Source organism: Kitasatospora sp. NPDC028961 (assembly GCF_055564815.1).
Map to the genome: position 1 here is coordinate 323,903 of NZ_JBVHVO010000006.1, position 11,921 is coordinate 335,823.

At 72.3% G+C, this 11,921-nt stretch carries 8 protein-coding genes and 2 pseudogenes; 5 read left to right on the forward strand and 5 right to left on the reverse strand.

Annotated features, from left to right (window positions below; all coding sequences use genetic code 11):
- Positions 1-222 precede the first annotated feature (222 nt).
- The gene (locus ACZ4UX_RS15285; protein WP_465706970.1) at positions 223-702 is read right to left on the reverse strand and encodes a hypothetical protein; all 480 of its coding nucleotides are present in this window, start codon (positions 700-702) and stop codon (positions 223-225) included.
- A gap of 589 nt (positions 703-1,291) precedes the next feature.
- Positions 1,292-1,828: a hypothetical protein gene (locus ACZ4UX_RS15290; protein ID WP_465706971.1), complete on the reverse strand. Its 537-nt coding sequence runs from the start codon at positions 1,826-1,828 to the stop codon at positions 1,292-1,294.
- A gap of 296 nt (positions 1,829-2,124) precedes the next feature.
- Between ACZ4UX_RS15290 and ACZ4UX_RS15295 the strand changes: the two genes are divergently transcribed.
- Positions 2,125-2,787, forward strand: a complete 663-nt coding sequence (locus ACZ4UX_RS15295; protein ID WP_465706972.1) for a hypothetical protein — start codon at positions 2,125-2,127, stop codon at positions 2,785-2,787.
- 699 nt (positions 2,788-3,486) lie between these two features.
- Positions 3,487-4,161, forward strand: a complete 675-nt coding sequence (locus ACZ4UX_RS15300; RefSeq protein WP_465707022.1) for a hypothetical protein — start codon at positions 3,487-3,489, stop codon at positions 4,159-4,161.
- A gap of 36 nt (positions 4,162-4,197) precedes the next feature.
- On the opposite strand, the pseudogene ACZ4UX_RS15305 reads toward ACZ4UX_RS15300, so the two are convergent.
- Positions 4,198-4,822: pseudogene (locus ACZ4UX_RS15305) on the reverse strand (transposase family protein); the annotation flags it as partial.
- A gap of 35 nt (positions 4,823-4,857) precedes the next feature.
- Between ACZ4UX_RS15305 and ACZ4UX_RS15310 the strand changes: the two are divergent.
- The gene (locus ACZ4UX_RS15310) at positions 4,858-5,334 is read left to right on the forward strand and encodes a hypothetical protein (RefSeq protein WP_465609303.1); all 477 of its coding nucleotides are present in this window, start codon (positions 4,858-4,860) and stop codon (positions 5,332-5,334) included.
- Between the two features lie 51 nt (positions 5,335-5,385).
- On the opposite strand, the pseudogene ACZ4UX_RS15315 reads toward ACZ4UX_RS15310, so the two are convergent.
- Positions 5,386-5,652: pseudogene (locus ACZ4UX_RS15315) on the reverse strand (NF041680 family putative transposase); the annotation flags it as partial.
- An 832-nt stretch (positions 5,653-6,484) separates the two neighbouring features.
- Here ACZ4UX_RS15315 and ACZ4UX_RS15320 point away from each other — a divergent pair.
- Together ACZ4UX_RS15320 and ACZ4UX_RS15325 are read left to right on the forward strand one after the other, a co-directional pair.
- Entirely contained in the window at positions 6,485-7,027 is a 543-nt protein-coding gene (locus ACZ4UX_RS15320; protein WP_465706973.1) for a hypothetical protein, read from the forward strand.
- 154 nt (positions 7,028-7,181) lie between these two features.
- Positions 7,182-7,649 carry a hypothetical protein gene (locus ACZ4UX_RS15325; protein WP_465706974.1) on the forward strand — a complete coding sequence of 156 codons (468 nt, stop codon included), beginning with the start codon at positions 7,182-7,184 and terminating at the stop codon, positions 7,647-7,649.
- A 3,344-nt stretch (positions 7,650-10,993) separates the two neighbouring features.
- Here ACZ4UX_RS15325 and ACZ4UX_RS15330 read toward each other — a convergent pair.
- Entirely contained in the window at positions 10,994-11,458 is a 465-nt protein-coding gene (locus ACZ4UX_RS15330; RefSeq protein WP_465706975.1) for a barstar family protein, read from the reverse strand.
- Between the last annotated feature and the right edge of the window lie 463 nt (positions 11,459-11,921).

Sequence of the window (11,921 nt, forward strand, 5' to 3'; positions counted from 1 at the left end):
ACTGCCGGTCCTGCTCGCTGCGGTGCTCGCCGGCCAGTCTCTGCTCGGTCGTCGTCGCTCCCGGCCGTGTCGTCGTCCGGCCGTTGCTCGCACGGTCGCCGTCCTGGCCGTTGGGCGGCCAGGACGGCAAGGGTGCGGGAGAGGTCGCGGTCATGGCGGAGTCCGATGTCCTGGAGGGCCTCGGGACCGCTGCCGTCCGCTTCCGGACGGTAGTCCGAGGTGTTACGCCGGGGTCGGGCAGACCAGGGTGATGATGGTAGGCGGGGTCAGGTCCTGGTAGGACTGGTAGGTGCTCGTGCCGTACTCGTAGTAGAAGTACTGCACCGAGAAGCCGAGCTGGGCGCTGGTGGTGCAGTCCGAGTCAGGGGTGAAGCGGTAGCCGAAGGCCACGGTACGGCTCTCGCCCGGCAGGATCGGCACCTGCGGGTAGGTCAGGTTGTAGCTTGCGCTGTCGGGTACGGCACTGCACCAGCCGGCGCCGCCCGCGCAGCCCACGAACTCGTGCCGGACCGTGAGCCACGAAGCGTTCACGTCGAGGGCGTTGACCGTCGCGTAGAGGAAGGTCACCGGCTGGTCCTGGCGGTTGGTGAACGTCACACTCAGTGTGCCGATCTGGCCGGCCGTCAGGGTGGTGTCGTCAACGGTCGCCGTGAAGTGCGGCTGCGCGGGGTCGGCGGCGAAGGCCTGCCCGCCTGTACCCATCAGGGTGAGGAGGAGTGTGAGGAGTGTCAGGACTGCGAGGAGGCGCGCACGCCCCGTCGCCGATGCGGTGATCGACATGGACGCCCAGCGTAGGGATCGACCCCCGCGCCGTCTGCCCCGCGACCGGGAAACCGGCCATGGTCGTTCCGGTACGGATGAGGCCCCGAGTGAAAGGTGGTCACGGATGATGCTTCGAGACGTCGGGTGCAGCGCCGTCGAGACCTGCGTGCGGAAGTGGTGGGGCCCGCGGATGATGGCCGAGTCGGGCCCTCCGTCCAGCGATGCGACGAGCCGCACCAGCCCGGACCTCCTGTCTCCTGGGCTGCTTCGGCGTCGCCGGTTCCTGCTCTAGCGCACGCTGGGTACGGGCGCTGGCAGGCGGGACCGGCGCAGGGAGCGCGGCGGTGGGGATCAGGGAAACCGGTACAGGGCCGTTCTGAGCGTCGGCTGCTGCCGGTCGAGCAGGGCGCCGACTTCCGTCAGCCGCCCGGCGAGACCGCAGCCGTACCCGCCCCGGTCCGGCGTCCGCTCGCGGCCGGAGGCCTGACCTTCTCCGACCCGGACCGGCAAATCTGACCGGGATTGCCGGTCAGCGGGCGAACGTCTCGGTCAGGCGCACGCTGTAGCCCTCGGACTCCATGTAGGCCGCGGTCGCGGCGAACGGGTCGGGGTGGTTGAGCTGGAGCGGGGTGAAGGAGAAGTCCACGGCGGCCTGGACGGGCGGGACCAGCTCGCCGCCCGACTGCGGCGCCGGCGGCGTCTGCCACCCCAGTTCCACCGAGGCCCGGCCCCGCGCGTCGCGGCTGAGCAGGTGCTCGGTGTAGGGGAACTGGTGGAGCACGTGCCCCTCCGCATTGGCCCACACCATGTTCAGGCACGGCGCCGGGCCGACGATCGGAAGGTTGCAGGCGGTGGCCACGTCGTGGGTCGCCCATGCCAGGACGACCTCGTCCGCCCCGGCCGCGGCCGCGATGTTCGACAGCTCCGAGATCCCCGCCAGCGCGTCCTCGCCGACGTGCAGCGGGCGCACCCACACCAGGCCGACCAACTCGCCGCGCACCAGCGGCATGATCACCGGCCGCCGCGCGATCCCCTCGGCCGCGCCGGTCGCGGCGGCCTCCTTCATCGTGTCGACCAGCGCGATTCACATCGACGCGTCCACCGGGCCACCTCTTCACTGACGGAGTTTCAGGACATCGCCGACCCTCCCACGGCGGTCTTCGCGCTGTCAGCGAATCCGCTCCACCATCACCCTTGACCGGGCACACGCAATACCGGGCGGGGTGTTCAATGGCCCGATCACCGCACGCTGAGCTGGGAGGACACCACCGTGGGACGCAACAAGCCGGGCAGCCACGCCGGGAGCGCGGAGCCGTCGAGTACACCCTCCAGCAGCTCCAGCCGCCCGGCTACGACCGGTGGATGACTCCGGCCGCCGACCTCGACCCCGAGCGGGCCGCCACCGAACCCGGCCTCTCCGTGCAGGCCCTCAACCTGATGCGCCGCCTGGTCCGGCTGCGCCCGATCTACGGGCCGAAGATCCCGGTGCAGGCCGTGTGGCTGGACGTGGTCCTCGACGGCGGGGCCCTGCGGCTGCGCCGCCTGGACGGCGGCGTCGGGAACCTACCCGCCGGCGAGCTGGCGGGCATGCTCGGCGGCGGGGTCGAGGTGCCGGACGTGCGCAACGTGGTGCACGAGCTCCACGCCACCGGCATGCTGCTGGTCGAACCCGACAGCGAGGACGACGTCGTGCTGCGCGTGGTCGTTGGCAAGCCTGCCAAGCCCGGCGACCCGTGGGTGTTCGGCGACATCGCCAGCGGCCTGGTCCCCAAGGCGTGCATCCCCGGCGACCCGCGGACCCTGGGCGCCGAGAACTTCGCCGCGCTCGCCTACCTGCGCTCCCACCTGTCGGAGGGCACTGTCGGTACCGCCGAGGAGTACGCGACGTTCGAGGGCGTCGGCTCCGTCGAGCGGGCCCAGGAGCTCTTCGACGCGGTCGCCGACCTGGTGGACGTCCGCGGCTGCCCGGCCTGCCCCACCGCCCACCTGTGCACCCGCGACCCCGAGGCCCAGCCAACCGCCTGACCCCGCCGCCCGGGGAACGGGGTGACACTCTCAGGAACCGTCCCACCCCGTTTCGCACGGTTGGAGCGCTTCGGTGATGCGCTGGGAAGGAACGGACCACGCGTACCGGCCCCGCTGTGCCTTGCAGTGACAGCCGCTCGTCCGGCCTGATCCCATCGCCGGAGGACGGCGTCCCAGGTGGCCCGCTGTCTGCCGCACGAAGGGCGGTGCGCGCCGAGCGCGGCGCGCACATCGGCCAGTTCAGCTGGGACGGCGGCGCCGGTTCCGCCAGGGATGTCGACCCGGACCACCAGCTCGATTGAGGACTCACCCGCCCGCGTGGTCGAGGACGGCCCGGCGAATAGCGCAGGCCGGTGACGATTTGGGATCACGCTGGCCGAAATGAATGCAGCCCTGGACGAGAACGGCCGGGAGTCTCCCCAACGCGGCCTGCGCATGGTCGACTTGATAGTCGGCCGTGCGATGAAGGGGATGCTGCGCATGTCGGAAGTCCCGGTGACCACATATGTTTCCACTGAGAGCAGAGGCCGACGGCGGCGCCGTTGGCCTGTGTGGGCGGTGCCCGTTGCCGCCGTCCTCCTCGCGGGTGCGGTCGCGTGCGGCGGGGACGGTGGGGGCGGGCAGGCGCCGGCTGACACGGGAGGGCGGGCGGCATCCGGTCAGGCTCCGTCGGCGAAGACGGATCAGAGGAGTCTGGAGATGAAGGGCCTGGTCGCGTTGGTGGCCGGAAACCTCACCGAGCTCGTGGTCTTTGACGAGACGACCGGCAGGACCAAGGCGGGAGCCTTCCTGCCCCAGTACGCGGTGCCGAGCGTGTGGAGGCGGCATGCCTTCTCGCCGGACTGGCACTCCGTCGTGTGGACGACGAAGGGCGGCGACCTGTTCTTCGGGGAGTACACGAGCGGCGCGGGCCCGAACGGGAACTACGGGGACACGCCAGTGAGCATCGGCGGCAAGCCGACGTACTCGGGCGGCAAGCTCGGCTACACGCAACCCCGCTTCGGCCCGGACGGGAAGCGGGTGTACTTCCTGGCCAACAACGACAAGGTGTACTCCGCCGACCCGAAGAGCCCGGATGATTTGAAGGAAGAGACGACCCTTGAGACGGGCACATTCTCCCAGGACCACGGGTTGGCCTGGGACATCGCCGCGTCCGGCCAGGTCGAGAAGCGACAGGCCGCATCCCCCGGGCCCAAGAGCGAGGCGACCGCCCCGGACGGCAAGAGGACCCTCATCAAGAACGGGTCGGGCTGGTTCCTCAAGGAAGCAGCCAGCACCGCCGAGCCGAAGTTCCTCTTCGAACACCTTCTCGACCACGATGAGAAGCCGTTGGTGAACAAGGGCATGACCATTGACGTCCTGGGCTGGTACTGACCTGCCGGCGGCCCCTGGGTACCGGCCGCACCGCACGCGGTGGGATTTGTTGTGTTGCTGTTTCCAGTCGGGCAGGTCTTCGCCCTTGCGTCGGCGGTGGGGCATGACGAGCCCGGTGCCCGGGTAGCCGCCGTCGGCGATTGTTGTGTCTTGCCGACGGCGGCCTTGGCGCCGGACTCCTCCCATGCCTTGCAGTCGTTGCGGTTCCGGCGAGCGGCCGGCCCACGACGACGACCAGGCGTGTGTCGGCGTCGATGACGACCTGGTGGTTGGTGGAGTACCGGTAGTTCTTGGACTGCTCGGCCACGGAGTGGTCGCGGGTGGGGACCAGGGTGCCGTCCACGATGAGCACGGTGCCCTTGGCGAACCGCTTGCGGGGCTGGAGAGCAAGCATCGGCCCGAGGTGGTCGATGATCCGGTCCGCCGCCGACTAGGACACCCCGAACAGCGGGACGAGCTGGCGCATGGTCAGGTTCGTGCGCCAGTACGCGGCGACTAGCAGTGTCCGGTTCTTCGACGGCAGGCCCCACGGCCGTCCCTTGCGGACCGCGTCTGCACCTTCGCGCCGCAGAAGTGTCACCAGCTTTCCGAGCTGCCGCGGGCTCAGCCCGGTGAACGGGACTATCCAGGACGGCTTGGACGCCGTGATCACACCAGCCACAGTGAAATCGTCTCAAAGATCGACGGCATGGCACGATGACCGGCATGTCAGGTCAGGTCTGGGTGTCACTCATATCGCTGGGCGGCGTTGTCCTCGGCGGCTCGTTGTCCTACCTCGTCCAGCACAGAACTCAACTCTCGGCGGAACGCGCTGAACAGCAACGGCAGCTGCTCGCCTTGTCGGAGGCCCGGCGCGGGGAACGGCTGGCGCTGCTGGAGCGGTTCGTCGAGGTGGGGGCCGAGGCCGAACGTTCCGCCTTTAGTCGGCCCTCCGAGTGGGAGGACACCGACGTCTGGTTCCTCACGACCCGGGACGTCATGAACAGGCTGTGGGTTGCGGAGCGGCTCATCCGCATTCAGTTCCCGCTGCCGGTGCACGACGCGGCCCGCGCGTACTTCCTCGACCTCAACCGGACGGTATGGGAAGGCTTGCCCGACGGTGAAAGCGTGCGGGACTACCTGGAGGACAACCGGCTGGCGTTTCTGGACGCGGCTCGCGCAGTCATGGGGTAGCGCACCGCGGTCCCCCGGAGATCTTTTACGGGACAGCCCTTAGCTTGATCTTTAACCAGTGCGGCGTGGGCGAGGGCTGCTGAGCTCAGGTTTCTTCTTCGCTGACGGCTTCGCGGGGCCGGTCTTTCCGGCCGTGTAGACGTCGTGCCGAGGGGTGGGCCGGGTGTTTTTGCGACCGGGAGGTCGGCCTGGGCCGGGGCGGCTGGGTTTCGGCGCGCCGGCCGGGCAGGCGGCCTTCGGGCGGAGGTTTCGGAATCCGCGTCGCACGCGGGCCGGAGTCAGGCGTTCGGGCGGCGAGGGCTTCTCCTCCGCACGCTGCTCACCCTGATGCCCGCACTCGGGGCCCCGGTCCGCCTCCTTGATGGTCGCCCCGTCACCCGGCCACACCACCTTGGAAGGCTCCGCCGAAAACCTTGGCGAGCGTCCCGGACATCTTGGAGACGCCCCCTGCGGCTGGCCGCGAAAACCTTGGAAGCCAGGCAGAAAGTCCAGCTCAAAGCATTAATGACGGCCGCCCGGACACCTTGATGCCCCGCCAGGTCGCCGGGGTGGGGCATCAAGGTGGGGTGGGGACTTCAGGCCTGGTGCTCGTGGAAGCGGGCGTACCCGATCAGCTTGGCGGCGAGCTTCTCGCCGGCCATGGGTGGCGCGGTCGACCTCGACGAACGCCCGGTGCAGCCACCGGGGCGGCCCGGCCTGCACGTAGTGCAGGCCGCCGTCGGGGATGACCGCTCTGCCCGGGCGAGAGCCCGCCGTTGCGGCGCCGACACCTGGTTCACGCCGTCCACCTACCTGACCGCCTGGTGCAGGACGTCGCGGCAGTCGAGCAGGACGACCCCGGGTGGTGTGGGGGCCGACGCGGCCGGCCCCCACCTGTACCCAGACGTCGGCGCCGTCTCCGGCCAGGCCGGACCGACGCGAGCGGCCCGGTACTGCTCCGGCGATGACCACCACGTCTTACCAGTGACGCTGACCAGCGGGGTGATGTTCCGGGAACGGGAGTCACCGGCAGGCGCGGTGCGGCACCGTGCGGGTGTGACTATGACACTGGACCGCTTGGCCCTGCCCGCCCGCCCGCCGTCGCCGCCACGCGCGGCTGATCCTCGCGCTGACGGAGCTGATCGGTGCCTGCGCCGTGGCGGCGGGCGAGGTGTATCGCCCGATCGCCGCCGCCCCGCCGGAGCAGGATGCCGTGGCGGTGGCCACCCTGCCCTGCGTCCAGGTCAGCCTCACCGCCGCGCCTCTCCTGGACGAGGCCCGCGCCGAGGACGACGCCCGGTGGCCGGCCGCCCTCGTGCGGGAACGGGAACAGGCCGAGCGGACGTACACCGCGCGCTGCGCCGTGGCTGTGGCGGCGGAAGCGGTGGAAGGGCCGCTGCGGCCCGGCGTGCCGGCGGCGACCGTGGACCAGCGGGCGGCGATGAGGCTGACGGAGGCCGGCTCCGACGTCGTCGCGCGGTGGCGCGAGGATCCCCGGCAGGCCGTCGACCTGGTGCGCCGGCTGGCGGCCTCCGGTGAGGTCGGTGTGGAGGAGGTCCTCGACGCGGCGATGGACGAGGCGGTGCTGGTCGGGCTGCTGGCGCTCCAGGGCGTGCGGACCACGCGCGACCCGAGCACGGCCGCGGAACGCTGCCTGGGCGCCGTCGCCCACATCTCGCTCGCGATCACCCTCGCCAGCGCCGACCTGGACTGATCGGGGCCGGCACCGCCTCCGCGGGCGGGCGGGATCGGCAAGGCCGTCTGTTTCGGGCTGGGGGGCGGGAACCGATTCCGGCGAGTTGAACGTGTTCAATGTAGCGACGGGGTGACGTCGTTACCGCGCATCAGGACACCCGAGGGGATTCTTCATGCAGGCCGAACGCGTTCCCGCGCGGCGCAGGTGGTTCAAGTGGTCCGTCATTGCCCTCGGAGTCGGCTTCGTCCTGTCGCCCGTGGTCTACCTGGCCCTCCTCGTGTCCACGTTCGCCGCCGTGGACGGCAGCCCGAAACGGGCCGGCTGCTCGGAGGTCATGGAGTTCGCGGGCGCCTCGATGCCCGCACAGGCCACCGGGGCGAGCTGCACGGACACCAACTCGTTGATGGACCGTGGCTACACGGCCGAGTTCCGGATGCCCCGGGCCGACCTCGCCGACCGCCTGACCGCGGCCTTCCCCCGCGTGCGGCCGGTGGAGACGTACGGACCGGTGCTGCGCTTCGTCAACTCCCAGGAGATGGACGGGACGCGCCCGCAGGGGCAGGCGATGTTCGTGGAGCTGGACGTCACGTACGAGGACGACGCGACCGCGCTGGTCCGGGTGAAGGCGTTCGACGTCTGACCCGTCCCGCCCGCCCGGCCCGTCGTACGGCGCTCGCGCCTCTGACCCTTCGCCAGGCCGAGGCGGGCCCACGACAGCAGGCCCCGGACGCGAAGTCCGGGGCCTGCTCTCGTGGGCCCGGCCGGCCGCCGGAGCCTGGTGCGAGCAGGTGGCGGCCGACCAAGTCGGAGCTCCGCCAGCGGGCAACGGTGTGCGGGCGGAGCACTCTGATCCTGTCACGCCCCAGGAGGGCGGCCGGCTTCTGCGGGGCGGGTGCGGGGCTCGAGGAAGAGGCCGAGGAGGCCGGCGGGCACGAGCTGCTGGCCGGGACCTGGACGGGGCCCCGTCCGGCCGGGCGCGGGCTGGGAGCGGGGCGCCTCACCGCCTGCGACAGGTCGGGGGCCCAGTACGCCGAGCGCCCCACGGAGGGCCGCCTGGTGCCCGGCCACGGCCCGGGCGTGCCTGACGACCAGGGCGAGCTGCTCACCGTCCATCGCCGCCAGTTGCTCCAGCGTGTCGGCGGCCAGTTCCGGGTTGATGCCCTCCAGTAGCTTCTGGGCCTCCTCCCGTAGTTGGGGGGCCTGTTCGGCGCGGCGGCGTCGGCGCAGGGCGGCCTGGCGGCACGCCTGTCCGCAGTAGAGGCCGGGCCGCCCTGTGCGGGCCGCGTCGGGAAGTCGCCGCCCGCAGCGGGGGCCGGCACACACTGGGGCCGTCGGTTCCGTCACTGTCACACCGTGACGGAACCGGAGGGCGACCACAAGCCGCCCCGCTGTTGGGGTGGTGGGGGTGTCTGGTGCGGGTGCGGTGTCTGGTGGGCCCGGTGCGGGGCTGCCCGTGTGGGTGGTTCGGCCCCTTGGGTCGCCCGCCAGGCGGCGCAGGCCGCCGAGGCCGCCCACCGGCCGCTACGCCGCCGCCGCCCTGCCGTCCTGCCCGGTCGCCCGTCCGCCCGGCCGGGCCCGCCCGCCTTGCCCGGCTCTGGCTGCTGTCCTGTCGGGGTGCTGGAGGGGGTTTCGTGACGGGTTGATTGTTATGGAACCCTGCCTTGCCTGGCCCTGCCCTGCCTGGCCCGGTCCGGTCGGTCCCTGTCCCTGCCCGCCCTGCCTGCCCGCCTTGCCCGGCCCTGCCTGCCCTGCGCGGCTTCGGCCGCGGGGGCCTTGCCCGGTCCGGTGGGCCGGGTCCGTTCCTGGCCCGTCCCGCCTGGCCCTGGCGCGGGGCTGCTCGGCTCCGTCGGGTTCTTGGTTGTCCGGGCCCGGGTTCGGGTCTGTGACCTCGCACGGTTTCGAGCGCCCGGAGCGCGTTTTGGTAGACCAATCCGGGTTGGTGCGCCGGGCTCGGTCCGGCGGTCCGGATCACTGGGGGCCGGTCGGGTTGGGTGACGGTCGGTGGCCGGTCGTGCGGGCCGGCCGGGGTCCGGTGGGCGGTTCGGGTGCCGGGGCCTGTGCGGGGTGTTTCCGTGAATTGACGGCCCGTCGGGAATGCCGCCGGTTTCCGCCGTGGATTCTCCTTCGTGGATTGTCCTTTCGATTCGGCGGGATTGCTGCCGGTCGGGGTTGTTTCGGCGGGTCGTGAATTCGCGGTGCGGGTTCGCCGGTGGATTTCGGCGGGGGAGCGGTGCGCGCTCCGTGTTCCGGGGTGGTGGGGGTGGCCGTCGGCGCGGTTCGTGGGCCTCGCCCGTCGCTGCGGAACGCGGCGGTGCCCGGCACCGGGCCGGGTGCGGGTTCCGGGTGGCTGCGGGGCCGGGTGGGTGGCCGCCGTCTTCGGTTCGCGGTCTCGCCTGGTTCGCCGCCGTCCTGGGGGCCGTCGCGGGGGCGGCCGGGTCGGCTGCTGGTCGGCCGCTCCCCGGGGTGGCGGACCGGGACCGCCAGGAGCTGCCGGCGCCGCCTGTTTCTCCCTGGCTCCGGTCCGCTGCGCCTGTTCGCCCTGGCTCCGGTCCGCCGCGCCTGGCCGTCCTGGTCGTCCTGGTCGCCGTGTGCCGGGTGGTGGGTGCCCGCTGCTCCCGGCCGCCGGCCCCTGCAGGCCCGGCGCGGGGCTGTTGCCGGTCCGCCGTCGGGGCGATCAGGGACGTCCTGTACGAGCCGCTGCCGGATGGGACGGTGCGGCTCTCGGCGGTCTGACCGGGCCGGGGAGAGACCCGCCCGCCCCTGTCGGGTGCCCTGTCGCGTGGGGGGTGCTGTCGCGCCGGGTGACGTGGGCGCCGGGCCCGGATCCCCGTGGGTGGGCGGCCGGCGACATGCCCTCGCGGCAGGGGGCCGCGGGCGCCCGGGTCCGGCCCGGCTGCTCCCCGGCCGGGAACGGCCGACCTCCGACCCCCCGGTCCCCGACCCGCCGGGCCCCGACCCCCCGGTCCCCGGTCCCCGGCCCCGGCGCCCTGGTCCTCGGCTCCGGCCGGGGTGCTGCCGCGGGGCCCGCCGAACGCCGCCGAAGCCCGCCGGGACGCAACCGGGTGCCGCCGCGCCGCCCAGGCCTGGCCTGGCCTGGCCTGGCCTGGGGCGGCGTGGGTGGGGGTTGTCCCAGCCCTGTCCTACCGGTGTCTCAGCCCGCCGGTTATGTCCGTTTCGCTGGGACGGTCTCAGGCCGTATCCCCTGGTGGGGGCGTTTTCGGCCCGGGCCTGGACAGGGTTGGGACACGGCCTCGCGCCCGCCGTCGCCCATGTCGGCCGTTGCCGGTCCGCAAGGGCGCTCTGGGCGGTGTCGTTCTGGTCGTGGTTCTGGCGGTGGCTGCCGGGAAGGCCGGCTTTCTCGGCGCTCTCGTCCTGGTGGTGGTGCTCGGCGGCCGGGGTGGCGGACTGCAACGCGGGGGTGCAACGCGGGGGTGCGACGCCGTATCGCGTGGGGGTGCAACGGGGCCGTGTTGCGGGTCTGACCAGGCACTATTCGGCTGGGGGCGGGGGAGGGGCGGGCGTGTTGCACCTCGTGTTGCGCCGCCACGGGGCGCTGCCGGGCCGCCGCGCCACGGCCCCCGGCCCTCCCCGGGTGCGGCCGTCAGGCCGGCACTCCACGCGCGGCCGCAGGCCGCCCGTGCGGGGGACCAGGAGGGGTTGGAGGGCCGGGTGGTGGTGTCCGGCTGCGCCCCTGCACCCGTGCGGCTGCCCTGCCCTGCCCTGTCCGGGGGTCGTACGGGTTCCGGAAACCGGTCCCGAATTCCAGCGCCCGCGTCGTTCGTGAATTCCGTTCACGTGCTGCCAGATGGGACGGTGCTGCGCCCGTCTGCGGTGTTCTTCGGCTGTTCCGGGATTCGCGGCGTGCAGCAGCGGCCGGTGGCACCAGTTCCGACGCCGGTCATTCCGACTGCCGGACGTACTCCGGTGATCTCCGGAACGTATCGGCGTTCCGCCGATCGGACTTCTCAGGTTCCTGTCTCTGATTTATCCGAGGAGGGTGTTGAAGGCGGTCGGTGGTTTGCCGATGTTGTTGCTGTGGTTGGCGGCTGCTCTTTCCAGAATTTTTAGGAGTGTGGGGTGTTCATCCGGTTCGTCGGCCAGGAGTTGCGTGGAGTTGGTGACGACGATCAGGTAATGCTGTGCGGGGATCCAGTGCAGGTCCCTGAGGCATTCCGAGAGGGCGTTCCAGTTCCATCCGAAGTAGGCGGGCAGGGTGAGCGTCCGGGAGGTTTCTTCGAAGACGCCCTGGCCGGTGCGCATCCGTGCGCCGTCCAGGTATGCGACGTGGGTGGTTCCTTGCGGGGGCAGGGGCCATGAGGTGCCGGGGTGGGTGGTGGTGTGGATCCACGGTGGCGTGGGTGTCCAGATGTCCAAGGTGTGGCTCCACAGGGGTTGGGGGGTGCCGTCGTCTGGCTGCCCGGTGGTGATCTCCGCCGGGTCGGTCCCCACGCTAGTCAGCTCCTCTCTGCCCCCGTCCCGCCGCACACCCGTCGCCCCGCCGCTCTGCTGCTCCCCGTCCGCCTCCCGGCCGCTCCGGCCCGGGCCTTGCCGTTGCTGCCGGGGCCCGGGGGAGGACGCCCTGCTTGCCGCTGCTCCCCGGGGGCACCCGCTCCAGCACGCGGTGCCGGGCGCACCCGGGTGGGGAGTGACCCAGGGTGGGGAGACACCCAGGGGTGTGCCGTCGCTCCCTGGTGCCGCAGGCCGCCAGGCCCGCCCCGCCACCGCGCCCGCCACCGCCCCGGTCCCGGCTACGCCCTGCTGTGTCCCCGCCAGGGGGCCGCAGGCCACCACCTGGCCTCGCCCGCCATCTCCAGCCGGGGCCCGGGGGGGGGGGGGGGGGGGGAGAGGGGAGGGGGGGGGGGGGGGGGGGGGGGGGGGGGAAGACACCCCCCCCCCCAGGAGTAATAAGAGA